The sequence below is a fragment of the Carboxydothermus ferrireducens DSM 11255 genome (genome assembly GCF_000427565.1).
In the GTDB taxonomy this organism is placed as follows: domain Bacteria; phylum Bacillota; class Z-2901; order Carboxydothermales; family Carboxydothermaceae; genus Carboxydothermus; species Carboxydothermus hydrogenoformans.
Genome location: NZ_ATYG01000003.1, coordinates 57932 through 83358, shown reverse-complemented (window position 1 = coordinate 83358; position 25427 = coordinate 57932). Strand labels below are relative to the sequence as shown.

Here is a 25427-nt window from a genome sequence, read left to right as displayed (position 1 = left end):
TCTATGGTTAAAAGATTTTCTTTAATAGTCGTTATTGTTACCCTGCTTACTTTTGTCTTTACCTTTCCCTCTTTTGCCGAAAACCCTATCGGAGAGTACCAAAATCTCTTAAAAAGCCTTTATCAAGAAGCCAAAGAAGGTGAATGGGGGGAGGCTCAGGAACTTGCTTCTAAACTCCAAACTTTTTTTGAAAAAGAGGAAAAAGAAATTAAAGAATTAAGCCCAAAACTTTATGAAGAATCGGAAGAATATTTGCCAAAAATTATCAAGTACGCTTCTAAAAAAGACTTCGAAGAGCTTTCCGAGTACTATGAGAAATTAACAGGAGCTTTTCCCTCCAGTGAAAAGAAAGAAGGTTTTGCCGGTCTTTTTGATAGCGCTTTGATAATTCTCAGGGAAGGATTTGAAGCTTTTCTAATCATAGGCGCGCTCTGGGCGTTTTTGCAAAAAGCCGGACAGGAAAACCTTAAAGGAAGTCTTATCCTGGGTGCAGTTACAGGAGTAGCCGGTAGCATTGCCGTTGCTTTTTTCCTTCTATCCGCTGCCGGTAAAGCTCTACCTCCAGCAGCATTAGAAGGTTTATCCTCGATTATCGCAGCAGCTCTTCTTTTTTATGTAAGTTTCTGGCTTCTTTCCAAAGCAAGCACCCACAGGTGGGAAGAGTTCATTAAAAATACCGCAAACCAGGCTCTAATCAGGAAAAGCTACTGGTCCTTTTTCGGCGTCTCATTTTTGGCGGTATTTCGGGAGGGTTTTGAAACCGTATTATTTTACACCGCTCTCTACCACCAGGTAAGCCCCTCAGGCTTCTGGAGCGGGCTTATTTCCGGTGCCCTTGGTCTTGTCGTATTAGTTTTTGCCATCGTTAAGCTCGGGGTAAAGATACCCCTTCGTCCCTTTTTCCTGGCTACCGGAATCCTCCTCTATTATCTAACCATTAAATTTGCCGGTTACGGCGTTCATGAGCTGGCAGAAATAGGCTGGATTTCGGAAACCAAGCTGGGTAATTTTAGCTTAAGCTTGCTTGGTTTTTACCCCACTTTAGAAAATTTAATTGTTCAGGGAATTCTGTTAGTAATAGGTATTTATGGAATTGGTAAAATCTTAACCAATCCCCCACAAGCCACTTAAATAATTTTGAAAGGCGGCCAATGCCGCCTTTTTTCTTTGCAAAAGTGAAATTTAAAGAAATTTTTAGCAATAATTCATTTTTTAGTTTTAACCTTTATTTTTGGCGCTTTTCTCTTATTTTTGACTATTTTTGACTTTTGCATATTGGTCAGGAAAGGTCAATAATTATAGGTGAAAGGTCAAGGAAAGTTAAAATAAAATATAAAAAGATACCCGGAGGTGGTTGGTATGCTCATGAGATTTGATCCCTTCAAAGAAATCTTTGATTTAAATCGCTGGTTTGCCGAAGCCTTTACTCCAATTAACAGAAGCCTTTCTCTACCAAGAGTTGACATCTTAGATAACGGAGATGAGCTTTTAGTTAAAGCAGAGCTTCCAGGTATTGAAGATAAGAACCAAATCGAACTCTACGTCCAAAACGATTATTTAATCATTAAAGGTCAGGTTCAGGATGAAACCGAAGCCAAAACCGACAGATACTATCGCAAAGAAAGATTCACCGGTAGCTTTGAAAGGGTAGTTTACCTGCCGGTGGAAGTGGAACCTGCCAAAGCCACTGCTGAATATAAAAACGGCATTTTAAACATCAAGCTTAAAAAAGCTCAAGGTAACCCCCAGGGATTTAAAGTAGATATCAACTAATCCCCCTCCCTCCCTCCTTCCCCGAAGATTTACCACTTCGGGGTTTTTTCTTTTTAAAAAATATGTTTTAATAGTAATGTTGGACGGGAGGGAGAATATTTGAATTATAATTATAACAAAATTCGTTATGCGATTGCTTTTGGCCATTTCTGGATAGATTTTTACGCCAACGTCTTAGCTTCTACCATGTACCTTTTAGCCCGGGACTTACACTTAAGCCTTACCCGCCAGGGAATTCTGGTAGCGGTTGTTTCGTTTGCCGGTTCGGTCATGCAACCGTACCTGGGTTATCTGGTGGATAAAAAAGGAAAAAGCACCTATCTCTTATTTAGCCTTTTGCTAATGGGATTACTTACTACCGCCACCGGACTGTTTCAAAATTTTTATCCCGTTTTAATCCTTTTTACCCTCGGCGCCTTAGGCTCAGCCCTTTATCACCCCTTAGGGTCTGTGCTTACAACCAGCATCAGCGAAAAGAAAAACACCGCCGTGTCGTTTTACGTTACCTGGGGAAATATCGGCTACTCCATAGCCCCGGTAATTCTGGTGCCGGCGGTAGAAGCTCTGGGACGAAAAGGGCTTTTACTTTTTTCTCTGCCTATGTTTTTAGCACTAATATTCCTCTATTTATCAAAAAGCCACCAGCTACCCCTTCCCCACGAAGAGCGTAAAGAAACTCTACCCTCCTTTCGGGCCACGATTAAAAGCGCCTTTTTAGGCCTTCTGCTTTTAAACTTAATCGTTTGGGGCCGTGCCTGGATCCAGGTTGCCCTTGGCAACTATTCCATTCAGTATTTCCTGCATCAGGGGCTTTCGGCCAACCAGAGCAGTATCCTTCTTTCGGCTTATCTTTTGGCCGGAACAGCAGGGGTGGTAGCGGGTGGTTTTGTAAGTGAAAAGCACGGAGAAAGGTTTACCCTGCTTGCTACTTTCCTTTTGTCCGGAGCTACGTTAATAATGATGTTTTTCACTCCACCACCTTTTTCTTATCTTGGCATGCTTATAACCGGCTTTCTTTTAAACATGTCGTTCCCGGCCACCATCGTTATGGGACAAAACTTAATCCCGGAAAACGCCGGAATGGTTTCCGGGATGATGATGGGGCTGGCTTTTGGTCTTGGCGGTATGGGTGCTATGCTTACCGGTACGGTAGCTGATTATACCAGTCTTGCTTTTTCTTTAAAACTGTTGGTGGTGATTCCCTTTATTATCTCCGCTTTAACGTTGGTTTATTTTCAAAAAATTTCCCTGCCTAAACCCAAAATAAAATAATTTTTGACATATTTCGATTTTTCCTGTATATTTAAGTTAAATTTATTTTTTTGGAGGTTTTACGATTTGCGCAAGTTTAAGATTTTCACCGATAGCACCCTGGATTTACCCGAAGAAATTTTAAACGAAGAGGGAATTGAGATTATTCCTCTTTCCGTTCATTTTCCCGACGGCAAGAGCTATCTTGATCGCCTGGAAATTTCCGCTAAAGAGTTTTTAGCCAGGATGAAAGAATACGTCGAATTACCTAAAACCAGTCAACCATCCCCCCATCACTTTTTAGAAGCTTTTAAAAATGCCGTACACCAATTGGAAAACGTCGGCGAGGTAGTTTTTTTAGGGGTTTCGTCCCGGCTTTCCGGAACCTTTCAAACTGCTAAAATGGCTGCAGAAATGGTCAGCAAAAAAATCACCGTTATTGATTCAAAAACCGGTTCCCTGGGACTTGGGATTTTAGCCTTAAAGGTTGCGGAATGGTTAAAAGAAGGCATAAACCGGGAAGAACTCTTACACCGGATAGAAAAATTTAAAGAAGAGCATCGGCTCTTTTTTACCGTGGAAACCATGGAAAATCTGGTCAAAGGCGGGCGGATTTCCCGGATGAAAGAAAGGGTTGCTAATTTTTTAAATATAAAACCTATCTTTCACCGGACGCCTGAAGGCGAAATAGCTCATTTAGAAAATGTCCGGGGGCGAAAAAAAGCCATCCAAAGACTAATTGAGCTTGCCGAACAACATGGGAAAGATTTTGAACAAAAAATTGTCGGTATAACTCACGCCGGCGCTTTGGAAGAGGCGCTTTTCTTAAAAGAAAAACTCCTGGAGCGGTTAAAACCGAAAAAAATTATCCTTTCCGAATTAAGTCCAGCACTGGCCACCCACAGCGGGGAAGGAACTTTACTGGTAACTTATTAAAAATAAGGGGACGGTTCAGAGCAGCAAAATGGATGCTTGGAGAACCGTCCCTTCCGTTTACTGTATTTCTATGCGGCGGGCCCGGGGATTGTTTTTGCCGGATTTTTTCATCCGCACCTCTAAAATGCCTTTTTGGTAAGAAGCCCGGGCATGATCCGGTTCAACTTCCGCCGGTAGAGCGATAGTTCTTGAAAATTTGCCGTAATAACGTTCACTCCGGTAAAACCGCTCTTGCTTTCTCTCCCGTTCATCCCGGATCTCGCCTCTTAAGGTAAGGCTTTCCGGCTCCACAATTACTTCAAGGTCTTCTTTGGCATTTAGTCCCGGTATTTCCGCCCGAACAACTACGTCTGCCCCTTCTTCAAAAATTTCCACCCGCGGGCTAAAGAGTCTTGCAGGGTTAAAGGGTTCCAAAAAATCTCCCCGTTCAAAAAACCGTTCCATCTGGTTTTTAAAATTTAACATTTCCCGCCAGGGATCAAAAGGTATAAGCATTTTTTCACCTCCATTTAATTAGCATGGAGGCTTTTTTATTTTTTATACGAAATTAATTTAAAGGCACCACCGCACCATTGTATTTTTCATTGATAAACTTCTTAATTTCTTCGGACTTTAAAGCTTCCGACAGTTTTTTAATTTCTTCGCGATTTTCATCGCCTTTGCGCACAGCCAAAACGTTGCCAAAAGTCTCGGCCGCTTCCGAATTGGCATCTTCGGCAATTAACGCATCTTTAGGAGTAAGCTTAGCTTCCTGGGCATAGTTGCCGTTAATTACCGCTCCATCAAGGTCATCCAGGGACCGCGGCAGCTGGGCTGCTTCTAATTCCACCACTTCCACTTTCTTGGAAGTTATATCCTTTACCGTTGCTTTGATCCCCACACCCGGTTTTAAGGTAATAAGCCCTGCTTTTTCCAAGAGAGCCAAAGCCCGCCCACCGTTGGTAGGATCGTTCGGAATACCAATTTTGGCTCCCGGTTTAAACTCGTCAATACTCTTTACCTTTTTGGAATAAAGCCCCATCGGCTCAAAATGGACTTTTACCGTCCAGGTAAGGTTAAGCCCCCGGTCTTTATTAAATTGCTCTAAATACGGTACGTGCTGAAAATAGTTGGCATCCAGCTCTTTTTCCGCCAAAGCGATATTGGGCTTTACATAGTCGGTAAACTCGATAATCTCCAGTTTGATGCCTTCCTTTTCTAAAATCGGCTGCACCTGCCGTAAAATTTCCGCGTGGGGTACCGGGGTCGCCCCAACTTTTAAAACTTTTTCTGTAGGTTTTTGGCTTCCGCAGCCAAAAAGGCCAAGGGTTAAAATTAGCACTAAGGCTACCAAAACTTTTTTCATTTTAACTCCTCCTCCTTAATTATTTTGTTTTATATTTACGGGCCAAAAAATTGCCCGTAGCCTGCACAATCTCCACCAGAGCTACCAAAATAGCCACGGTTATGAGCATCACATCCGTTTGAAAACGCATATAACCATACCGGACTCCGAGGTCGCCCAGCCCTCCACCACCTATGGCTCCGGCCATGGCCGAATAACCAATTATAGCTATTGCAGTATTGGTTAAACTCAAAATAATTCCGGCTCGGGCTTCCGGCAAAAGTACTTTGAAAATTACCTGCCGGTTATTTGCCCCCATGGCCCGGGCCGCTTCTACCACTCCAGGGTCAACTTCTCTGAGATTGGCCTCAATTAACCGGGCAACAAAAGGCGCCGCCCCTATTGTTAAGGGTACTATCGCTGCGCTGCTACCGATAGAGGTCCCGGCAATAAGCCGGGTTAAAGGAGTTACCGCCAGCATCAGAATTACAAAAGGCGCCGAACGCAGGACATTTACTACCGAACCCAGAATGCTGTAAATTACAGGATTGGGCATTATCCCACCATTTGAAACGGCATTTAAGAGAACTCCCACCGGAATACCAATTACCGCTGCAAAGAAAAGAGATACTCCGGTCATATAAAGGGTTTCATAGGTAGCCTTCAGGATTTCCGGCCAGTATTCCACTTCTACACCACCTCCAGCTTCACCGAAAGCTCGTGCAAAATTTGCCGGACCTTGTCTCGTTTGCTTTCATCCCCGAAAATCTCTACCGCCAAAATTCCGTAGGGAACGTCTTTTAAATGTCCGATATTGCCGTAAAGGATACTTAACTCCACACCCGTTTCTTTGATTATCCTGGATACCACCGGCTCATTGGCGGTATTGCCGGCAAAGCGCAGCAAGAGCACTTCCCTGTCAGGTCTTCTGGTCCGGGCATGGGCTAAAACCTCTTCCGGTAATTCCTTGCTGATTACGGTGTTAACAAACTCTTTGGTAATGGGGTGCGAGGGATTTAAAAAGACATCGGTTACTACCCCTTCTTCTACCACCCGGCCGTTGTCCATTACCGCCACCCGGTCGCAGATTTCGGTAATCACCCGCATTTCATGGGTAATGATAACTATGGTAATCCCCAGCTTTTGGTTAATTTCTGCCAGTAACTTAAGAATTTGTCCCGTCGTTTGCGGGTCCAGAGCAGATGTGGGTTCATCACAGAGAAGAATCTTAGGGTTTGCAGCAATCGCCCGGGCAATTCCCACCCGTTGCTTTTGGCCCCCGGAAAGTTCTCTTGGATAACTATCCGCTTTATCCAAAAGCCCCACCAGCTCCAGGACTTCCATAACCCGCTTCTTTATCTGTTCCCTGGGATAGCCCCCTATCTCCAGGGGAAAAGCTACGTTCCCAAAAACGGTGCGGGAATCCAAGAGGTTAAAATGCTGAAAGATCATCCCGATTTTTTGCCGCAAATTTAGAAGTTCTTTACTTGATAGCCGTGTGATTTCCACGCCATCCACCCAAACTTCACCGGAAGTAGGCCGGACAAGCCCGTTTATTGCCCGCAGTAACGATGACTTTCCGGCGCCCGATAAGCCGATGATGCCAAAAATTTCACCTTTTTTTATTTCTAAACTGACATTATCCACCGCTTTTACCTTTCTTTTCCCCGGATACGTAATGTCCAGGTTTTTAATAATAATCACTGTTACCACCTCTTTTGCAAAAAAATAACCCCCTTCCGGTTAGAAGAGGGTTTTGCTCCTCCTCTTATCTCCCGGAATTTAATCCGCAGGAATTGGCACCATTGCCAAAAATATGGCCGGTTGCCGGGCTTCATTGGGCCAGTCCCTCCGCCACTCTTGATAAGAGGCGATCTATGTCATCGCCGCTATTTAGTTCGCATTAAACTGAATTTGATTTTAAATTCGAAACTACCACCTGTCAAGTCCCTCTGAAAAAGTTTTAATTTTTTAAATTTTCTACGCTGCCTCCCGTTTATTAAAAAGATATATTCCCAGAATTACTACCCCCATCAGGTAAAGAAGCGTATATCCGAGAAAGTACAAGCTCGGGGGGTTGGCACTGCCAAATAAGGTTAAAGGTCCGGCAAAGTTGCTAACTCCAGAAAAAATATACGACACCCCTTTGCGGTAAATAGCGTCGGTAGGAAGGATAATACTGGTTAAAAGGCCGATTTCTTGCAAAATTTTCGTTTGTCCGGGAAAGAAGCTTGCCACCTGCTCCATCATCCCTCCCACCAGCGAAGCCATATACAGGGTAAAAGCAAAAAAACCGTTAGCCGCCGGCGACAACCGCACCGACCCGGTCAACGTCACCGCCGTTAAAATAAGCGGCATTCCGCTTAAAATAAGTCCTGCAAACCAGACATTCTGTGGGATAAAACCGGTAATAACGTAAAACTCGGCTACCAGCGCCAATATTAAAATTATCGCCGCAATAATGCCCAAAAGACCGTAACCAATAAATTTTCCCAAAAATACCTCCCACTTTTTAACGGGACGTACCAGTAGCGGCTGTAAAAGCCACGCTTCTAATTCTCCTGAAATCGCCCCGACCGCACTAAATACCGCTATCACGTTTACTGCAAGGGAGGCGAAAAACAAGCCAAAGGAAAAGAAAAAATTTAAGAGAATATAATGCTGTAGCACCATATCAGGAGTAGGACTTTTATAAATTTTTAAATTATCGCTGATAAAATAAAGGCCGGTACCGAAAAGAATAAGGTAAACCACCGCTAAAATGACAATTACCAAAAGAGTTTTTCTGCGCACCGCTTCCCTTAAGGTATAACTAATTATCTGCCCCATTTTTGCCCTCCACCGCCTGGATAAATAATTCCTCGAGCGCCGCCTTAAACGGCCGAACCTCATAAATATTAGCTCCCCCGAGGACCAAATCCCGCATTATTGCCGGTACTTCTTCTTCGCTTACCCCCAAAAGCTTTAACCCATTTGGGGCTTCCCCGGTTTGATACCGGGATTTTAGTTTATTAAGAAGAGCTTCGGGAATTTCCCCGCGGATTAAAATCCCGCGTCCGGATAAAAGTTCCGCAAGTTTTCCCCGGGCTTTTATTTCCCCGCGGTTAATAATCGCTACACTATCGGCTACCATTTCCACCTCAGATAAAAGATGGCTGTTTAAAAATACCGCTACTCCTTGTCTTTTAAGGTCGGTGATAATTTCCCGGACTTCAATCCGGCCTACCGGATCCAGAGCCGAAGTTGGCTCATCCAAAAATAAAAGTTCCGGTTCCCCTAATAAGGCCACCGCCAGGGCCAGCCGCTGGCGCATCCCCTGGCTGTAGGTCTTAATTCTATTATCTTTCCGCTCCCAGAGTTTGGTCCGGGTTAAAACCTCTTCTATTCTTCTCTTTAACTTTTTCTCTGGAAGGTAGAGGAGTTTCCCGTGAAAGCGCAAAAGCTCTTCTGCCGTCATCCACTCCGGCAGGCGAATATTTTCCGGGAGATAGCCTACCTTACGACGGACATGCAAGTCTTCCGGGCTTTTCCCAAAAAGCCGTATCGTCCCCGAGGTAGGCTTTAATAAGCCCAGGGCAGTTTTCACAAAGGTACTTTTCCCGGCACCGTTTGGTCCTAAAAAAGCAAAGATTTCCCCGGGGGAAACCCCCAGAGAAATGTTCCGGCACCCTATTTCCCGGCCATAATATTTTGTTAAATCGACACTTTCTAATACCATGTTACCAGCTAAGCCCCCTTGCTACTTCTAAAAGGGTTTCTTTATCAAGAGAGCTTTCAATTACGGTAAGAATTCCCCCCTTTAAAAACACCAACACCCGATAGCTTCCACCCGATTGTTCAAGCATCTTTCCGGTTACACCGGCGATTTTAACATCTTCCACCGATGTTCCCTTGTAAACCGGTATCACCAGGGCGCTGTTTAAATCACCGGCAAGTCCTGCCAGAGAGCTTTTTAGGTCTCCGGGGATCCCCGGCAGCTCTAAGAGAACTTCGGCAATTTCTTCCGGCGTAATCCTGGCCCGGGTTTTTATTTCCGGTACTGCCTGACGGGTAATGCTAAGAAAACCACCATTATTACCGCCACCTGTCAGGTTGTAATTGGCCCGGTAACCAGGGTTTACGCTGATGTTAAACTCTTTTCCCTCCAGGGTTTCCGGAAATAGCTTCTTGGCTCCCAAAAACTTCAGCTGCCTGTTCATCTCCTTAACATTAACTTTCACTGTTAATTTAAATCCTTCCCCTTGGTATAAATTATTCAATTGCGCATATTTTTCCAAAGTTGAAGGTAAATTTTCCGGAACGGGATTTAAAGAAGCCGGAATATTTTTAATATCATTGAGAGCCAAATCCCGCGGTTTTAAAGTCACCTCTCTTTTAACCTCGATAAGTCCTTCTATTTTGCTTTCCCCCACCTTATTAAAAATATCGGAAAGTTTCTCCAGGTCCGCCGCATTAACCGAGACTACTTCGACCTTTTCAGCCCGGAAAAAGGTGTAAAGTTCATCGGCTATCGCTGGCGCCCCGATCAGGATTAAAGCGGCCGCCGCTACCGCTGCCACCCGGGGTAAAATTGCATTTTGCCAGAATTTTCTCCTAAGGCTTGGCGCTTTAGCCTTTTCGCCGTCAGTCAAAAGCGAAAGCTTTGTCGCGGTAAATTTTCTGGTGGCTTTAATTTCGTTTAACTTTTCCCGGCACTTTACGCACTCTTCAAGGTGTTCCTCTACCTTCCTCATTTCCCCTAAATTTAGCTCATCATCCACATAAGCCATTAAAATCCCCTCATCCAAACAACGGCCCTTCAAATTACTCACCTCCGGATAATTTTAAATAACTTTTTTTAAACCGGGCCTGCGCCCGGCAGAGTTTCTGGCCCACCGAGCTTTCCTTAATCCCTAATTTTTGGGCTATCTCCTTGTATTTATAGCCCTTCTCCCGTAAAAGTAATAGTTTTTGTTCTTCTTCGGTAAGGGTTGCCAGAGCTTCTTTCACCAGTTCCACCTCATCAATAAAATCAATTCCGGAAATTTTCGCTCCTTCTAAAAGCGGAATCTCCCGGGCACTCCTGAGATAATCATAGGCAAGATTTTCTCCCACTTTAAAAAGCCAACCGACAGGATTATTTATACTGCTTATATCTTCCCGGAGGAGCCTGGCAAAACACTCCTGAGCCAGTTCTTCGGCTATATCTACCCTTTTTACAATACTATTAATCCTGAAGGTAAGTTTGGTATACATTTCTTTATAAAGGGTTTCAACTATACTGGGCTCCACTCTCTCCCTCCTTTACCGCTTTTTCTACCTCTAAGACGATTTTAACCCCTAATTTGTGACAGCCAAAGAAATATTTTCTCCGTTAATCTGCAATAAACACGAAACACTTTGGTAACAATTAGGTTTTATAATAAACTTAAAAGGAGGCGATATTAATGATGTGGAGATTTTTCCCGGGATTTGGCTACGGTTACGGTTATTACCCCGGCAGTTTACTAATAAACCTGCTTTTGTTTTTAGCTGTTATAGTGGTAGCAGCCCTGATTTTCCGCCGGTTTGGCATCTTTTTTCCCATGGGCGGCTGCGGCCATCATGTTTCCCATACAAACCACCGCTCTTCGGCAGAAGAAATTTTAAGAGAGCGGTACGCTCGCGGGGAAATAACCAGGGAAGATTATTTAAAAGCTTTAGAAGATCTTAAAAAATAAGGGGTGATAACGATGATGTGGTACTTCTGGGATCGGCTAACTCCATGGAACATGCTTGGAGGTATCTTTATGATGATCTTAATGTTTCTCTTTTGGGCGGTAGTGATTTATTTCATCTTCAAACTTCTTACCCGAAACGATATTATAAATAAAGTTACCTCCGGAAAATCTCCGGAAGAACTTTTAAAGGAAAGATACGCCCGGGGAGAAATAACCAAAGAACAATACGAAGAAATGCTTCAAGATTTACGAAAATAGCGGGTGATTGTCATGTTTTGGTATTGCTGGAATCAAGCTTTTGGACCCTGGAATTTGATAGGAGGTTTTATTATGATGATCTTCGGCTTGCTTTTCTTAGCTTTGATTATTTACATCGCCTTTCAACTATTAGCTAAAAACAACGGAATTACTAAATTAAGTATAACCAAATCACCAGAAGATTTGTTAAAAGAGCGGTATGCCAAGGGTGAAATTAGCAAAGAAAAATACGAAGAAATGTTGCACGACTTACGAAAATAGCGGGAAACCCCCGCTATTTTTTTATGGAAAAAATAAATTAAAATATTAAAATATAGACAAAAGCTAAAAATAGCCAACACCGGGATAAGTTTTTTTTAATCCACCTTCTAACTTCAATCTTCCAACTTCCAAAAAGCCACCACTAAAGGAGGTCCAAGATGGACAACCTGACCCACGGACTTATTGGTTATGCCCTGGCCAAAGCCGTTTTGCCGGCAGGTACTGACCCAGCTTTAGCCAAAGCAATAACTATTGCTTCTGTACTGGCTTCCGAAGCGCCGGACATAGACTTTGTCACCCGGGCTTTCGGCCCTTTAAAATATTTTGAATACCACCGTACCCTGACCCATGCCCCCTGGGGAGTAGCGACCTTATCTTTGCTGGCAGCCGTTATTGCCTACTTTTTAAACCCCAAAGCAAATTTTGGCTATCTCTTTGGTATGGCCCTCGTTTCCGGCTTTATTCATGTAGGCATGGATTTACTTACTTCCTACGGGACAGCATTGTTCTGGCCTCTATCAAAAAAGCTCTACTCCTACGATATTTTAATGATTATCGATCTGTATATATTGTTAATATTTGCCGGCGGTTTTCTTTTCTTCTGGCTGGGAAAGTCACCCCAGAAAGTATTTCTCACCACGCTTTTAATACTTCTTCTTTATATCGGTGCCCGCTGGCAAATCCAGCACCATCTCTGGCAAAAGGTAGCTTTTCTCTACCCTGAAGCAAAAATAACCGTTTATCCCGATCCCCTCGACTTTTTCTCCTGGCGTTATATCGCCCAGGAGGGCAAAACAATCCATCAAGGAGAAGCTAAATTTTTAAGCGGTAAAATAATTGAAACAAAAACCCTTGAATCCTCTGAAATCCCAGAAGAATCAAGGGTTGCCCTTTCCACTCCCGAAGCAAAAGCATTTTTAAATTTTGCCAAATTTACTTACGTTAAAGTTAAAGATACACCCGAGGGAAGAAAAATTTATCTTTTAGAACCCCGTTACCATTTTCGCGGGCATTATGTATTTGGAGTATTAATTGAACTTGACAGGCAAAACAAAGTAGTTAAAACTTATTTAAACCAGTCTTTAGCTGACTAACCCCTTACGACAAAATAGATAAACACTAAATATAAAAGACCATTTATCAGTAAAAGCCTGGCTGATAGTTTCTTTTGCCACCGGTACCCGAGGTAAGCCAGCAAACCTGCCGTTAATGCCAGTATTCCCGATAGCCCGGCATAAAAATCCAGGTGCCAGTCGGAAAACACGATACCAAAAGCGGGAATTAAAGTGCTCTGGAAAACCATTGCGCCGGTAATATTTCCAAGAGCATAGGTATCTTTTTGGTCCCGAATCCAGATTATTGAGTTAAACTTTTCCGGAAGTTCGGTGGCAATAGGAGCAATTACCAGTGACAGTACCAGCGGTGGAATCCCTGCAGCTTTCGCTGCCGTTTCAATCCCTTTCACAAATTCATCGGCTCCCAATACAATCATTGTTAATGCCACCAGCACCTGAGCAATAATCGCCAGGGTGGGTGGGTCATCATGACGGGGAGCAAAATAACACCGGTCCAACTCGTGACAGTTTTCCTCACCGGCAGGGGCAGTTATTGTTATCTTTAAATAATAGGCATAAGCTCCCACCAATACAAGAGCCACTATGACTTTGCCGGCATAAGGTAAAAAAGAGGCCAAGAGAGCTAAAGCATAAAAAGGTAAAAAGAACGTTAAATCCCGTTTAAACACCTCACCGTTTACCGCAAGTTCCCGGCGGTTTTCCCTTCTTTTAAAGGCAAGGGCTGATAACCCCGCTAAAAACATTGCTATAGTACTTAACATAAACGGTGCCCCTAAAATAGCCCCCACCCCGATGGCATGGGCATCGGCACCGGTTCCAAAGAGAATGGCTATAATGGGTATCATCGTTTCCGGTAGGGCCGTTCCCACCGCCGCCAGGACACTTCCTACCGTGCCTTCATTTAAATTAAACTTTTTTCCAAGCCATTCCACGCCATTGGTGAATAAAACCGCTCCCCCTAAAATAAACAGCAAGCTGCCAAAAAGTAAGATTACAGTCATCCGTCCCACCTCTTTCTCTAACAATTTTTAGTTTACAAAAAAATAAGACCTTTATACCTAAAAAATAACTTCTTAGGTACAAAGGTCTTGCCTTTCGTGAAAGAACCGGGCTCTTCGCCGGGTTTGTCGGCTCTTTCTCCCGGAAAACCGGGCGGCTACTCCCCTTTGCGACATTTAATTACTTTTTTGCGACATTTAATCACTTTTTATTATAGTAATTCTACCTTATTTTGACAAGTCCTTTAGATTCGGTAATTCTTTTCCCTGTAGATGCGATACCGTAAAAGCTCCGCTATTTCTGCGCCCGCCGCCACTATCAATCCACCGTTTTTCCTCGCCTTCATAATTTTTTGATAATTTGTTATAATATTATTAACACTCCTCAAGAGGTGGTTAATCATGTCTTTTGTTTCCTATATCCGCCAACCCCGGGCGGCTATGCAAAAGCTGTTACTTTATCCCGGAAGCAAAAAAGCATTTTATAATTATTTTATAGCATCCTTTCTCTTACTAATTGGCCTTATGTTTTTCCCCTTTTCCCAGAGTTCAGACTACTTCTACCAAGTTCTTTCTTTTAAACAGCCAGCAATAATTTTAACTTTTTTAGGTATCTTTATCTTATTTTTTTCTCTTATAGGTATAGTTAATCTTATCGTAGCTTACCTTACCGCCCTTATTGTCAGCAAAAATATTACAAAAATCGATCAGGACTTACTGTTTCAGCGGTTTTTACTGGGTTATTCGGAACTTATCTTGTTTTCTGCCTTACCCCAGGGATTGGCCTGGCTCAATCTGTTTAAATTAGATCTTATTTTTGCCGTATTAACCTGGGCCGCCCAACTATACGCCCTTTATCTTGCTTATCTCATGATAACTACCGCCATTAATTTGTTTAAATAAAGCCGGGGTCTACCCCCGGCTTAACACTTTCTTTTTCACATTTTCGTAATCCTTACGGTGAACGTATTTCATTCCCGACTCATCTAAACTTGCTACCCGAAACCAGCCGCTGGCAATTAAAATTTTAAGACGTGCCATGCTGATTTTTAAGTTTACGGCAACCTCGTTTAACGACAAAATTTCATCATTATCAATAAATCTTTTTAAAACCTCCGGCTTGGGCTTAAAATTCTGGCAAAAACTTCCTTCCGGCAATACCGCAAATTTCTCTATATCGAAATCCGGATCAAAAAACTCATCGGTTTCATCAAATAAACCGTAAACTTCCCGGCAAAGACCGATGGTTTTTGCGGAAACGGTAGTTAAATCCTCCCCCTGATACGAGTAAAACGTCATCTTACTTAAGAAATCCTCTCTTACTTCTACCGGCATCTCCCGTTCAAAATGAATGCAGTTTTTACAGGAAAAAGCCCGTTTTTTTGGCAGGTCTCTCCTTGTTGGCCGCCGGTACTCCTGATAAAACTTCCCTAAACCGTCATTAATATATTCGGCTAAAAGGTGAGCGTTATCGAGATATAGTTCTTCATCCTCTACCAGATGTTCATACACCGCTCCTTCTTGAGGCTCGAAAATTTCAATCACCCTGCCGTTAAATTTGCCTTTTTCCTTTAAGTTCTTCAACCACTGAAGAAAATTTTGCGCTTCCCGCTCATCATCAAAAAGGAGTAAGAACTCGCGCAGAGGAAAATAATTTTTCAATAATTTCTCCTCCTTTAACAAAAATAAAACCATTGATTATCATTTTATTGTACTATTATATTCTTCAACTGTCAATTATTGCTTGACTTTTAAAATTTCATCCTTGCCAAAGGCAAAATGTCCTGACTCGTACCCTTTACCCTCCACATTTATAATAACTCCTTCAACGCCAAAGTTCCGACCGTAAGTATTAACGATGCTGTCAATTTTTAAAGCTTCATAAGCTGATCCGGCATTTAATTCCGTAACTAATTCCCTGGAAAAGTTTAACCTGAGAGTTTGTCCCTCCAGGACAAAGTTTAAAAGACGGACGTTTGCCCCCAGTACTTTGTATTTATTTTCTTTGAGAATTTCAGTTATTCTTTCCGCCAATCCTTCCCCGGTTTTAAATTTCTCGGTTCGATCGTCGGTTAAAAGTTTTTCAATATCCGGCGCAGGATAATAAATCGTAATTTTTTTTACCGGTAAATTGCCATCTTTTTCACCATTACCGTATTTTAAAAGATTATCTTCCATTACCGCATCGCCGCCAAAGATAAATACCTGCTTTACCAGCCCAACCCCCTTGGCAAAATACCTTTCAACAGTGTTGTTTTTAGACTTACCCACCACTTTAATGCAGGTAAACTCTCCCGCCGGAACTTTTACCTTCTCCTTAAGGCTTTCAATCGTCCAGGTAGCGTCACTCCCCTGCCAGGTTGTTCCAACTTTTAGAGGAGCTTTTAAGTAATACTCCCCTTCCTGCCCGGCAATATCCAAGTAATTAATTCGCCAGTAACTTTCTTCTTTAGTATAGACAAGCTTTACCCCGTCCTCCTGCACAGTAAAAATCTTGGCCAAGGTAGTCCCGCCGTTTTGCTGCGAAAGTTGCACCTTTTTACCTTCAATAAATTCCGTGTCCACCCTTCCCCCGGCAAACTCGTTTCCTATTCCTTCATACTCCCAGTAGAAGTTTGGAGCAACCGGAAAGTAATCGGCTATCTTAAGCTCTTCCGCCGGTTTTTCTTGCGAAACGGATGTACCTTTTTCCGGAATTTTTTTAGTACACGCAGTTGCAAAAAAAAGCAGCAAAAGCAGTAACGTACTAACCAACCCCACCTTTTTCATAGTAAAGCCTCCTTTTTCGTAATAAAAAACAAAAAAATCCTGTATTGCTACAGGATTAAGTTTGCCCTAATATCTGGCTAAAATGTATCTTTCCGGTTTTTGTCCGGGGAATTTGTTCTAAAAGGATTACGTTATTGGCCGGTACCGGCTGCTCCGCCAACTTGTTGGCAAACTCCACAAATTTAGCTTTGTCAAACCCGTTTTCCGGTACAATAAAGATTTTTAGTTCATCGTCCACCAGTAAAACGGCAATATCTTTAATCCCCGGAAAATCATCCAGGTATCCTTCTAACTCCCGATAGGGAATGATATTTTTGGTAACCTGAAAGAATTTCTTTAGATAATATTCAAAAGTATTTCGGGTCTGGCGCAATTTTTCATCCAGGCGTTTTGCTTCCGCTTCATTTTCTACAATATGAAAAACCGCATACGGGCAAGTTTTTAAACATTCACCGCAAAAATTGCATAATTCTTTATTAACACTAATTTTTCGGGTTTCGGCATTATATGTTATCGCCCCGGTTGGGCAGCATTCCGCAGCTTTACAGCTTGGTTCATGCTGGCAGGCATCGTAATCAACGTATAAAAACATTGTTTCTCTCCCCCTATTTTAGACTCCAATGTCAAAATAATATTGCTTTAGTGAAAAGTTTATTTAAATTTATTATATGCAAATTTCCCAAAAAAATAAAGGGATAACAGAATTATTTTTTGAAAATTTTTATTTTTTTGTTTAAAAAACAGAAACATTTTTCTAAAGAAGAATTTGTATTACATCTCCGTCTTTAAGCTCATCGGTAAACCCGGCTTCGCGGTCATTTAATAAGATTTTCAAGGAACTAACCTTCGGTGGAATTTCTTCCAAGTAGGGTAATACATCGGCTAAAATGTAGCTTGATTTTCCGTCAAGTTTCACCGTCCTGCCGTTTAAGGTAATTTTTATTGCTAAAGAATCATTATTCGGAAAAAAGGCCTCTTCCCCTAAAACTACCTCATCTCCCGGAAAAAAGCGGTACTCTAAATCTACTTCCCTTCCGTTTACTAAAATTTTTCCGGTTTGAGCAAACAATGTCCCCACCGTTTCCCGGGAACAGATAATAAGGTTATCTCCTTCTTTAATCAAATAATCGTCGGCTAAAACCTCATTATTTAAGGTTACCAAGGGATTTAGAGCTATCTCTTCTCCATTTACTTTAATGACAATACTTCTATACTCGTTTAAAAGGTCTTTTACCGTAAGCTTTGCATCACCACCATCCCGGGCTGGTACAAATTTTATGGAATCTCCAGCCCCAACGGCTGTTTTTAAGGATGCAGTTTGTCCATTCACATAAATTTCACAAACCCGGGGTAATTCTCCTTTTACTTCTCGCCTCTTCCCGTTAAGATAAAACATTAAGCTTTTTCCTTCCTGGCCAAAGATTTCTGCCGGTGTTATTCCGGAAAGCTTTAATACCTCGCCGACATTTAAATTTTGTCGATGTAAAAGCCGAACCTCCCTCCCGTTTAAAAAGACGGTAATAAAACCGTGATCGTATTTTTTCAGTGCAGTTAGCAGTATGCCAAGAACCGTAACCCCTTCGGGTCCCTTTAGCCTTTCCGGTATCGTTAAAAATTTTTGCTCCCTTAAGTCACATCCTTTAACCGCCACCCGGCTAACGTCAAGCCCTAAAAGCTCGGAAAGCTTTTTGGCAATGCCGGGAGTCTTCGCTCCTCCTCCCACTAAAAATACCGCTTTGGGAGTCCCTCCGTTAAGCCGTCTAATTTCTTCGGCTACTTTACCCGCTATCCGCTCCACCGTCGGCTCAATTCTGGAAATTATTTCTTCCGCCGGTAATTTAACCTCCTGTCCCAGAATATCGTAAAAGGTTATCTCTTTGTTTAAAGCCAATTGCTTTTTGATATTTTCCGCATCGGGAAAATCCACGAGAAACTGCCGCATAATTTCTTCGGTTACCTCATCGCCCGCTTCCGGTACCATCCCGTAAGCTACCGCCGCACCATCCCGGGCAATAGCAATATCCGAAGTACCGGCCCCAATATCCACCAGGGCTATATTGAGTAACCTCAGGCTTTCAGGAACGGTAGCCGCTATGGCCGCGATAGGCTCCAGGGTTAGGCTTAACGGTTCTAACCCCGACCGTATAAGAACCGCTTGCAGGCTGGCAGTAACCGTTTCCGGCAAAAATGTGGCCACCAGCTCAACGCTCATCTTTTTCCCCCGGTGTCCTTCCAGTGCTTTAAAAGGATAGCCGTCTAAATAATAATTAATGATGCTGTAACCCACCAGTTCGTATCTTACATCCCCTTGATTGCCAAGAGCTTCGGTTGCCGCTTCCAAAGCCTGGCTTTCCAATTCAAAAACCTGCCGGGCGCTCACCTCGCCCCCGGCAATTTCTTTTTCGGCATAAGCGGTGGCAGTATAAAGGGCTCGTCCGGCCGCTGCTATCGCCGCTTTGGTAAGTTTTATTCCGAGCTCTTTTTCTAACTCTTCCTTGATTTCCGTTACAACCCCCGCTACTTTAGCTATATCGTGAATTTGCCCGTCTAACATGGAGCGTTCGTTATGCTCCCGCAGTGTTTCTTTTAAAATTTTTATTTTTCCATCTTCCAAAACTTCCGCAACAACCCCGATAACCGTCCGCGTTCCTATATCTAAAGCAAAAATTATATTTTTTTCATCCATACCAATCCCGCCCGTATTTTTTTTATACCTTATTATTCGCTATTTTTCGGTATTCTCCTTTAAGAATTAACGTTTATTAAACTTTCTTCGCATATAATCTATTGCCTCTCCGCTATTCCTTATCTCACCCCGGGCCCAGGCTTTTAAAAGATAATTTTTAATGTACCCCACCGCAGGAGATTCGGGAAGATTTAAAGTTTTCATAATCTCTTTTCCCGATAGCCCTTCCTTAAATTCCAGGTATCCGTAATAAAAATTTATTAACCCCCTTAAAAATTCTAAATCGTCCCGGGCTTTTTCCCCTTTATCCGCAAGATACAGAAGAATTAACTCTAAAAACAAATCTCCGGTATCGTGTACGAGCCGTAAAATTGCCTCACCGCTTACTTTTGCCGCCGTTTTTAGAGATAAAAGCCGCATGTGGTTTTGAATTAAAACAGTTAAAACCCTTTTTTCCCGGTGGGAAAAGTTAAGATAATCAAGAAAAGGTTTAAGCCTGTTTACACTTTCCTTTTCATGGCCAAAAAAGCGGGTTCGCCCCTCTTTGTCATAAGATAATGTCCCGGGTTTACCGATATCGTGAAAAAACGCCACCATTTTTAAAAGATACGGCGGATAATCGCTCCTGATCCCCAAAGGGTTATCTTCCAAAAGCTCTTCCATTCGACTTAACGTATCTATTAAATGCCGGTAAACCGTCTCTGAGTGGTGATAATTTTGGTAAAGTTCATATCCTTCCTTCAATCCAAGATTAAACACCTCGAAAAACCCCGTATGAAACAGCATATCTACCGTTGGTGCGGCGGGTTTTAAAGTGAAAATTTTTTTATGCTCCTCCGCTACCCGCTCCCCGGGCATTTTCTTTATATATTGTATATATTGTTTAAATACAACCATTGTTTCCTGCTCTACGGCAAAACCAAGCTCTCCCGCCAGGCGTATTCCCCGTAAAATTCGTACCGGGTCTTCTAAGATGTTTTCCGCACTAATCATCCGGATAATCCTGGCCTGTAAATCGTTTCTACCTCCGAAAAGGTCGATAACCTCTCGGGGAAATTCACCGTTAACCGGCAAAGCCAGGGCATTTACCGTAAAATCCCGGCGTCTTAGGTCTTCTTCCAAGCTTTCCCCAAAAACCGGCAGAATATCCACCTGGTAAGTTTCGTTACCATCCTTAAAGACCAGCCGGTAAATTAAAAGTTCTTCCTTTAGAGGAAAAAAGTTTCCCCCAAAAGCTTTTAAAAGTTTCTCGCCCACTTCCCGCGGCTCTTTTAAAGTAGCCAGGTCTACGTCTTTGACCGGGCGGGAAAGCAGCATATCCCGTACACTACCGCCCACAAAGTAAGTTTTGGAGTCTTTGATGACTTCTCTTACCTTTTGTAAAATATCCATTTAAGTCGCCTCTACTTTCTTCTCTTTTCGGAATCCTCAAAGCTTTGTCCTTTCAATAAATTGTCGAAGTATGGTATAATTACGTCGGTTTTAAATTATTCTAATTATTTTTATCAACGGGGGTTGGTAAGTGATGTATGAGATAGATTTAACCGACGTCGTTATAGCTTTAACCAAAGCTTTAGAATTTACCAATGAAGACCTGGGATATCACCACGAACGGGTTGCCTACATAGCCGCTTCGATCGGGAAAAAACTCAATCTTTCGGAAAAAGATTATGAAACTTTGTTTTGGGCTGCCTACTTACACGATTTGGGCGCCGGAGCAAAATTAGTCGACAGGGAAATTCATAATTTAGATAAATACGACACCGCCCATGCCAATTTTGGCTATGAACTATTAAAAGATGTACCGTTTTTTACCGAAGTAGCCCAGGTAATAAAACATCACCATACCAAATATATTAATTTTACTTCCGCTGAAAAAAATTCCCCCCTTGCTTTCTTAAGCCAAATTATCTTTGCTGCCGACCAGGTAGATTTATATTTAAAACCAAACAAACTTGCCCTTTTACAACGAAATGAAATTGAGCGGTTTTTCAGGAAAAATGTTCAAATCCTCTTTAATGAAGATATAGTTGAAGCTTTTTTGGATTTATCTCAAAAAGAAAGTTTCTGGCTTGACCTTACTACATATTATATTGAAGATAGATTAAAGACCTTAAGACCAAAAACCAAAATTTTAGCCGGTGAACAGGGGCTAAAGCTTTTAACCGTGCCTTTTGCCCGGATTATCGACGCGAAAAGTCCTTTTACGGAAAGACATTCTTTAAAAGTTGCAGCTCTAAGCGGCCAGCTTGCCGAAATTGCCGGCCTTCCCGGGCAAAAATCTTTAATTGAAATCGCCGGTCTCCTGCACGATATCGGAAAACTTTCCGTTTCCAATAAGATTTTAGAAAAAAACGGCCCGCTAAACGATGAAGAGTATGCACTAATTAAAACCCATCCTTATTATACCTATTACCTGCTAATACAAGTCACAGGTTTTGAAAAAGTCGCCCAGTGGGCCGGTTACCACCATGAACAGCCCAACGGCCAGGGTTATCCTTTTAAGCTTACCAAAGACCAGCTTGACCTTCCTTCCCGCATTCTGGCGGTAGCCGATAAATGGGTCGCTTTAAGGGAAAACCGGCCTTACCGGGATGCTTTAAGTATTGAAAATGCTCTCGATATCTTGGAAAACATGGCCCAAAAGGAAATAGTAGACCCTGAGGTAGTAAAGCTTTTAAAAGAAAATATCGATTATCTGGAAAAATCTCAGGAAGAAGAAATTGGTCAGATTACCGGGAAAACTAACGAACCGCTCCTTAGCTAAGGAGCAATTTCCCCTGCCCAAAACAAATGCCCTCTATCGGAAATTTTGGTAGAGGGCATTTTTGTTAAAAGCATTTTGACAAAAATTAACCTTTTCCTGCAATATTTAAAAAAAATTTTACTTAATTTTTAAGAAAACCGGTAATGTCCGACAATATTAAACGACCGCCGGATAACATCGGTGCAAGCTTCTTTTTCGCCCCTTTAAACCCCGTCATGATTTAAATACCTTTCTTTAAACTCAACAAAGCTAAGCTTTTCTTTTATTTCTCCCCGGTCCATTACCAGAATTTCATCCATCTTTTCTAAACCCCTCAAACGGTGGGTTATATAAACAAGGGTTTTATCCCCCGCTACTTCCCAAATATTATCTAAAATCTCTTTTTCCGTTATACTATCAAGGCCGGTAGTTGGCTCATCTAAAAGCCAGATAGGAGCATTTTTTAAAAGCAACCGGGCTATTAAAAGCCTCTGGCGCTCCCCGCCCGACAAACGTTCCCCCCGCTCTCCTACTTCAAAGGAAAGCTTTAAATGAGAAAGCCTAACTTTTTCGAGTACCGCCAAAAGCTCTTCTTCCTTAGCTTCAGGTTTGGCAATCCGTAAATTTTCCTCAAGAGTAGCGTTAAAAATAAAGCTTTCCTGGCTTACCACCCCAAAAAGGGTCCGCACCGCTTCCGGAGAAAAGGTCTTAAGTTCTTCACCCCCGAGGAAAATTTCCCCTTCATAATCATAAAAGCGCAAAAGAAGCTTTAAAATACTGCTTTTCCCTGAGCCGCTGGGACCCACCACGGCTATCTTTTGCCCTTCCTTTAGAAAAAAGCTCACTTCTTTTAAGGAAGGCTCAACATTTCCCGGGTAAATTAACGTCACCTTTTTAAACTCTAAAGAAAAGTCGCCGGGTAAATCAGTCCGCCCGGCTCCCTCAATAACCTGCGGTGGCTCGTTTAATATGGAAAAAATCCTTCTGGCACTTTCCTTGCTTTCCTCCCAGTACTGCCGGGCCGCAGCTGCCGGTAAAACCGCTTCAAAAGAAGTTTGCACCACTAAAACCACAAGAGCAATAAGCACTCCGGAAAGTTTTCCCTGGGAACTTAAGTAGACTGCCAGAACTAACGCTAAAAAGCCGGAAAAATGACTTAAAAAGAAAACAGTGCTCTCCGAGAAAGCAGTTAAATTTGCCGCCATCTTACGTAAAGCTATAAGTTTTTGGGAAAGCTTTTGGACCCCTAAAACCTTTTCCTCCAAACTATTGTTGGTTTTTAAATCAATATACCCGAGGATTAGTTCCCCAATGCCGTCGGCTAAAAAAGCCCGCTCCGTGCGAAGTTTTTGGGTAAACTCCAAGCGCTTCTTTCCCAGAAGGGCGGGTAAAAAAATGGTTGCAATTATAAATCCTGAAAAGAGGAGTAAGGAAAACCAAAAAGAAAATCTCCATAAAAAAATCCCAACTAAAATTAAAACGCACAATATCACAAGGTACGGATAAACCGCCCGTAAGAAAAAGTTTTGCAAGCTTTCCACATCCGCCACCATCCGGGACAGTAAATCGGTGCTGCGGGCTTTTTGGAAAATTGCCGGAGCTTTGGGTTCTATTTTTTCGTAAAAAAACTTACGGATTTCGGCTAAAAAATTAAAAGTGGTCTTATGGGAAAAATACCGTTCCAAATACCGAAAGACCGCTCGGGAAAGTCCGAAAAATCTCACGCCCACAATGGTCAGGGTCAAAGTATACGCCCAGGGCTTAAGCGCTGCTTTGGAAATAAGATAAGCTGATGTGGCAAATAAGCCAACACTGCTTACCACGGTAAGAGTCCCGAGAAATACCGCTAAACAAACTCCCCTAATATCGTTTTGTAAAATTTTAAATAATTGTTTCATACTTCCCCCCGGTAAGCCGTAATTAATTGCCGGTATAATTCATTTTCCGCTAAAAGCTGTTCGTGCCTTCCCATACCTCGGATCTCTCCCCGGTCTATCAAAATGATTTTATCCGCCCGGTAGAGGCTCGAAAGGCGATGGGCTATGATGATTACCGTCCGGTTTTGGAAAAGCTCATCAAAGGCTTTGTCCAAAAGTTTTTCGGTATGATCATCAAGACCTGCGGTTGGCTCATCTAAAATTACAATTTTTGCGTCTTTTAAAAACACCCGGGCTAAAGCAATTCGCTGGCGTTCGCCCCCGGATAACCCCCGCCCTCCTTCGCCAACCTTGGTGTCATAACCCTGCGGGAGTTCGGCAATAAATTGATGGGCCCCGGCTAAAGTCGCCGCCCGTTTAATTTCTTCGCCCTTTGCTCCTTTTTTCCCAAGGGCAATATTTTCCGCTATACTTCCCGGAAAAATAAAGGGCGTCTGATGAAGATAACCCACCTGGTCATACCAGTCTTTTTCCTTAAGTTCCCAGAGGGGAACCCCATTTATTAATATTTCTCCTTCTGCCGGTCGCATAAGCCCCAGCAAAAGCTTTACCAGGGTAGACTTACCAGCCCCGCTGGGTCCAACAATCGCAACCTTTTCCAAAGGCTTTATCGTAAGATTAATATTTTTGAGAACTTCTTTCCCCGGTATATAACTATGACTTACCTGTTTAAGGATAATTTCCGGTGGAGAAATAAAGGTAATAGACCGCTTATTTAAAAAGACCCGGCTTTCTTTTTCCTCTATTATTGTCCACAGTTTTTGCGAAAACGCTATCGCCGTTCTGCCAGCATGAAAACTGCTTCCAAGATTCCTCAAAGGTAAATAAAGTTCCGGTGCTAACAGTAACACAAAAAACGCCTGTAAAAACTCCATTTTTCCGTATAAAAGCCTTAACCCCACTTCTACCGCCACCATCGCGGTGCTGATGGTAGCTAAAACTTCCAGGGCAAGGGCTGAAAGAAAAGCAACCCTTAAAACCTCCATGGTGGCATCCCGAAACATTAAACCGCTTTTTTTAAGCTCATTAACCTGCTCTTTACTCCGGCCAAAGGCCTTTAAGTCCGCTATCCCCTGTAAAAGCTCGAAAAACTTACCGCTCAAGCGGGATAAAGTTGTCCACTGCCTCTGGGCTAATTTCTCGGCAAAACTTCCAATCAGCATCATGAAAACGGGAATTAACGGAGCGGTTAGCAGCATAATTATTCCGGAAATAAGGTCTAAAGCTAAAACCACTACCAAAATCATCAAAGGTATGATCCCGGCACTTATTAGTTGCGGAAGATACCGGGCATAGTAAACCTCGAGATTTTCTACCCCTTCTAAACTCAGAGTTAAAAGCTCTCCCGTTTTTTCCGGCAGTAAAACTTTTGTCCCTAATGCTGCTATTTTTCCCAAAAGCACATTCCGTATTTCGCCGGTAACTTTAGAAGCAAGATTGGCCCCTACCTTTTCTCCAAAATAACCGGAACTGATCCTTAACGTAATGATAATAAATAATGCCAGGAAAAAAGGCCAAAGTTCCCCAAGCCCTTTTTTAGCTAAAAAGGCCCCGTTGATGATATACGCTATTAAATAAGCCTGGGCAATAATCGCACCGCTGCTTATAAACGACGTTAAAGCGATTTTAACTAAATACCCTTTATATTTTAGCGCTTCTTGATTTAATCTTTTTTCTATCATAGCTACCCTCGGTTTTTTCTTTAAATTTTAC

General features: G+C 42.5%; 26 protein-coding genes and 1 riboswitch. Of the genes, 10 read left to right on the top strand and 16 right to left on the bottom strand.

The genetic code is table 11. The annotated features are described in order from the left end of the window. Positions 1-3 precede the first annotated feature (3 nt). The 4 genes from CARFE_RS14045 to CARFE_RS0102650 all read left to right on the top strand — a co-directional run bounded on the left by CARFE_RS14045 (position 4) and on the right by CARFE_RS0102650 (position 3960). A complete protein-coding gene (locus CARFE_RS14045) occupies positions 4-1131 on the top strand; it encodes an FTR1 family iron permease (RefSeq protein WP_051250122.1) in 1128 nt (375 codons plus the stop codon). 228 nt (positions 1132-1359) lie between these two features. Next, positions 1360-1773 carry an Hsp20/alpha crystallin family protein gene (locus CARFE_RS14040; protein ID WP_011345286.1) on the top strand — a complete coding sequence of 138 codons (414 nt, stop codon included), beginning with the start codon at positions 1360-1362 and terminating at the stop codon, positions 1771-1773. A gap of 99 nt (positions 1774-1872) precedes the next feature. Then, complete coding sequence (locus CARFE_RS0102655; protein WP_028051636.1) at positions 1873-3045, top strand: MFS transporter; 1173 nt, start codon at positions 1873-1875, stop codon at positions 3043-3045. 66 nt (positions 3046-3111) lie between these two features. Next, positions 3112-3960, top strand: a complete 849-nt coding sequence (locus CARFE_RS0102650; RefSeq protein ID WP_028051635.1) for a DegV family protein — start codon at positions 3112-3114, stop codon at positions 3958-3960. A 57-nt stretch (positions 3961-4017) separates the two neighbouring features. On the opposite strand, the gene CARFE_RS0102645 is transcribed toward CARFE_RS0102650, so the two are convergent. From CARFE_RS0102645 to CARFE_RS0102605, 8 genes are all read right to left on the bottom strand, one after another. Next, entirely contained in the window at positions 4018-4455 is a 438-nt protein-coding gene (locus CARFE_RS0102645) for an Hsp20/alpha crystallin family protein (RefSeq protein ID WP_028051634.1), read from the bottom strand. Positions 4456-4507: 52 nt separating this feature from the next. After that, positions 4508-5305 carry a MetQ/NlpA family ABC transporter substrate-binding protein gene (locus tag CARFE_RS0102640; RefSeq protein ID WP_028051633.1) on the bottom strand — a complete coding sequence of 266 codons (798 nt, stop codon included), beginning with the start codon at positions 5303-5305 and terminating at the stop codon, positions 4508-4510. A 19-nt stretch (positions 5306-5324) separates the two neighbouring features. After that, a complete protein-coding gene (locus CARFE_RS0102635; protein WP_011345291.1) occupies positions 5325-5972 on the bottom strand; it encodes a methionine ABC transporter permease in 648 nt (215 codons plus the stop codon). A 2-nt stretch (positions 5973-5974) separates the two neighbouring features. After that, on the bottom strand, positions 5975-6988 hold the full coding sequence (locus CARFE_RS0102630) for a methionine ABC transporter ATP-binding protein (protein WP_028051632.1): 1014 nt from the start codon (positions 6986-6988) through the stop codon (positions 5975-5977). A 61-nt stretch (positions 6989-7049) separates the two neighbouring features. Further along, a riboswitch (SAM riboswitch) is annotated at positions 7050-7154 on the bottom strand. Positions 7155-7264: 110 nt separating this feature from the next. Then, positions 7265-8113, bottom strand: a complete 849-nt coding sequence (locus CARFE_RS0102620; RefSeq protein WP_028051631.1) for an ABC transporter permease subunit — start codon at positions 8111-8113, stop codon at positions 7265-7267. After that, positions 8097-9002 (bottom strand): ABC transporter ATP-binding protein, encoded by a 906-nt coding sequence (locus CARFE_RS0102615; RefSeq protein ID WP_028051630.1) that lies wholly within the window; start codon positions 9000-9002, stop codon positions 8097-8099. The genes CARFE_RS0102620 and CARFE_RS0102615 overlap by 17 nt, the downstream gene beginning before the upstream one ends. Position 9003: 1 nt before the next feature. Then, entirely contained in the window at positions 9004-10086 is a 1083-nt protein-coding gene (locus CARFE_RS0102610; RefSeq protein ID WP_028051629.1) for an anti-sigma factor family protein, read from the bottom strand. A 1-nt stretch (position 10087) separates the two neighbouring features. Then, complete coding sequence (locus CARFE_RS0102605) at positions 10088-10555, bottom strand: RNA polymerase sigma factor SigX (protein ID WP_028051628.1); 468 nt, start codon at positions 10553-10555, stop codon at positions 10088-10090. Between the two features lie 155 nt (positions 10556-10710). On the opposite strand from CARFE_RS0102605, the gene CARFE_RS16410 reads away from it, so the two are divergent. The 4 genes from CARFE_RS16410 to CARFE_RS0102585 all read left to right on the top strand — a co-directional run bounded on the left by CARFE_RS16410 (position 10711) and on the right by CARFE_RS0102585 (position 12596). After that, on the top strand, positions 10711-10983 hold the full coding sequence (locus CARFE_RS16410; RefSeq protein WP_051250121.1) for an SHOCT domain-containing protein: 273 nt from the start codon (positions 10711-10713) through the stop codon (positions 10981-10983). 69 nt (positions 10984-11052) lie between these two features. Continuing rightward, positions 11053-11241, top strand: coding sequence for an SHOCT domain-containing protein (locus CARFE_RS0102595; protein ID WP_049752105.1), 189 nt, complete (start codon positions 11053-11055; stop codon positions 11239-11241). Between the two features lie 72 nt (positions 11242-11313). Continuing rightward, entirely contained in the window at positions 11314-11502 is a 189-nt protein-coding gene (locus CARFE_RS0102590) for an SHOCT domain-containing protein (protein WP_049752106.1), read from the top strand. Between the two features lie 158 nt (positions 11503-11660). Beyond that, positions 11661-12596, top strand: coding sequence for a metal-dependent hydrolase (locus CARFE_RS0102585; protein ID WP_028051626.1), 936 nt, complete (start codon positions 11661-11663; stop codon positions 12594-12596). Here CARFE_RS0102585 and CARFE_RS0102580 read toward each other — a convergent pair. Continuing rightward, positions 12593-13579: a sodium:calcium antiporter gene (locus tag CARFE_RS0102580; protein WP_028051625.1), complete on the bottom strand. Its 987-nt coding sequence runs from the start codon at positions 13577-13579 to the stop codon at positions 12593-12595. The genes CARFE_RS0102585 and CARFE_RS0102580 overlap by 4 nt on opposite strands. Before the next feature lie 399 nt (positions 13580-13978). Here CARFE_RS0102580 and CARFE_RS0102570 point away from each other — a divergent pair, with 399 nt between their 5' ends. After that, complete coding sequence (locus CARFE_RS0102570; RefSeq protein ID WP_028051624.1) at positions 13979-14479, top strand: hypothetical protein; 501 nt, start codon at positions 13979-13981, stop codon at positions 14477-14479. Between the two features lie 9 nt (positions 14480-14488). On the opposite strand, the gene CARFE_RS0102565 is transcribed toward CARFE_RS0102570, so the two are convergent. The 5 genes from CARFE_RS0102565 to CARFE_RS0102540 form a co-directional block, all read right to left on the bottom strand. Beyond that, entirely contained in the window at positions 14489-15238 is a 750-nt protein-coding gene (locus tag CARFE_RS0102565; protein ID WP_011345302.1) for a hypothetical protein, read from the bottom strand. Positions 15239-15313: 75 nt separating this feature from the next. Further along, on the bottom strand, positions 15314-16345 hold the full coding sequence (locus tag CARFE_RS0102560; RefSeq protein WP_028051623.1) for a GerMN domain-containing protein: 1032 nt from the start codon (positions 16343-16345) through the stop codon (positions 15314-15316). Positions 16346-16400: 55 nt separating this feature from the next. Then, positions 16401-16937 carry a 4Fe-4S binding protein gene (locus CARFE_RS0102555; protein ID WP_028051622.1) on the bottom strand — a complete coding sequence of 179 codons (537 nt, stop codon included), beginning with the start codon at positions 16935-16937 and terminating at the stop codon, positions 16401-16403. 162 nt (positions 16938-17099) lie between these two features. Continuing rightward, complete coding sequence (locus CARFE_RS0102545) at positions 17100-19031, bottom strand: cell division protein FtsA (RefSeq protein WP_034541474.1); 1932 nt, start codon at positions 19029-19031, stop codon at positions 17100-17102. A 66-nt stretch (positions 19032-19097) separates the two neighbouring features. Next, the gene (locus CARFE_RS0102540) at positions 19098-20423 is read right to left on the bottom strand and encodes a CCA tRNA nucleotidyltransferase (protein WP_028051620.1); all 1326 of its coding nucleotides are present in this window, start codon (positions 20421-20423) and stop codon (positions 19098-19100) included. 133 nt (positions 20424-20556) lie between these two features. Between CARFE_RS0102540 and CARFE_RS14030 the strand changes: the two genes are divergently transcribed. Continuing rightward, positions 20557-21798 carry an HD domain-containing phosphohydrolase gene (locus tag CARFE_RS14030; protein ID WP_051250120.1) on the top strand — a complete coding sequence of 414 codons (1242 nt, stop codon included), beginning with the start codon at positions 20557-20559 and terminating at the stop codon, positions 21796-21798. Positions 21799-22001: 203 nt separating this feature from the next. On the opposite strand, the gene cydC is transcribed toward CARFE_RS14030, so the two are convergent. Both cydC and cydD read right to left on the bottom strand, forming a co-directional pair. Next, on the bottom strand, positions 22002-23675 hold the full coding sequence (gene cydC, locus CARFE_RS0102530; RefSeq protein ID WP_028051619.1) for a thiol reductant ABC exporter subunit CydC: 1674 nt from the start codon (positions 23673-23675) through the stop codon (positions 22002-22004). Next, entirely contained in the window at positions 23672-25396 is a 1725-nt protein-coding gene (cydD, locus tag CARFE_RS0102525; protein ID WP_028051618.1) for a thiol reductant ABC exporter subunit CydD, read from the bottom strand. Before cydD ends, cydC begins: the two co-directional genes overlap by 4 nt. Between the last annotated feature and the right edge of the window lie 31 nt (positions 25397-25427).

Bases quoted from the DNA above. Each gene is read 5' to 3' on its own strand.
- CARFE_RS0102545 (WP_034541474.1), bottom strand. From the start codon at position 19,031: ATGGATGAAAAAAATATAATTTTTGCTTTAGATATAGGAACGCGGACG.
- CARFE_RS0102540 (WP_028051620.1), bottom strand. From the start codon at position 20,423: ATGGATATTTTACAAAAGGTAAGAGAAGTCATCAAAGACTCCAAAACT.
- CARFE_RS0102580 (WP_028051625.1), bottom strand. From the start codon at position 13,579: ATGACTGTAATCTTACTTTTTGGCAGCTTGCTGTTTATTTTAGGGGGA.
- CARFE_RS14030 (WP_051250120.1), top strand. From the start codon at position 20,557: ATGTATGAGATAGATTTAACCGACGTCGTTATAGCTTTAACCAAAGCT.
- CARFE_RS0102560 (WP_028051623.1), bottom strand. From the start codon at position 16,345: ATGAAAAAGGTGGGGTTGGTTAGTACGTTACTGCTTTTGCTGCTTTTT.
- CARFE_RS0102620 (WP_028051631.1), bottom strand. From the start codon at position 8,113: ATGGGGCAGATAATTAGTTATACCTTAAGGGAAGCGGTGCGCAGAAAA.
- CARFE_RS0102590 (WP_049752106.1), top strand. From the start codon at position 11,314: ATGATGATCTTCGGCTTGCTTTTCTTAGCTTTGATTATTTACATCGCC.
- CARFE_RS14040 (WP_011345286.1), top strand. From the start codon at position 1,360: ATGCTCATGAGATTTGATCCCTTCAAAGAAATCTTTGATTTAAATCGC.
- CARFE_RS0102595 (WP_049752105.1), top strand. From the start codon at position 11,053: ATGATGATCTTAATGTTTCTCTTTTGGGCGGTAGTGATTTATTTCATC.
- CARFE_RS0102640 (WP_028051633.1), bottom strand. From the start codon at position 5,305: ATGAAAAAAGTTTTGGTAGCCTTAGTGCTAATTTTAACCCTTGGCCTT.
- CARFE_RS0102615 (WP_028051630.1), bottom strand. From the start codon at position 9,002: ATGGTATTAGAAAGTGTCGATTTAACAAAATATTATGGCCGGGAAATA.
- CARFE_RS0102570 (WP_028051624.1), top strand. From the start codon at position 13,979: ATGTCTTTTGTTTCCTATATCCGCCAACCCCGGGCGGCTATGCAAAAG.
- CARFE_RS0102555 (WP_028051622.1), bottom strand. From the start codon at position 16,937: ATGTTTTTATACGTTGATTACGATGCCTGCCAGCATGAACCAAGCTGT.
- CARFE_RS16410 (WP_051250121.1), top strand. From the start codon at position 10,711: ATGATGTGGAGATTTTTCCCGGGATTTGGCTACGGTTACGGTTATTAC.
- cydC (WP_028051619.1), bottom strand. From the start codon at position 23,675: ATGAAACAATTATTTAAAATTTTACAAAACGATATTAGGGGAGTTTGT.
- cydD (WP_028051618.1), bottom strand. From the start codon at position 25,396: ATGATAGAAAAAAGATTAAATCAAGAAGCGCTAAAATATAAAGGGTAT.
- CARFE_RS0102585 (WP_028051626.1), top strand. From the start codon at position 11,661: ATGGACAACCTGACCCACGGACTTATTGGTTATGCCCTGGCCAAAGCC.
- CARFE_RS14045 (WP_051250122.1), top strand. From the start codon at position 4: ATGGTTAAAAGATTTTCTTTAATAGTCGTTATTGTTACCCTGCTTACT.
- CARFE_RS0102645 (WP_028051634.1), bottom strand. From the start codon at position 4,455: ATGCTTATACCTTTTGATCCCTGGCGGGAAATGTTAAATTTTAAAAAC.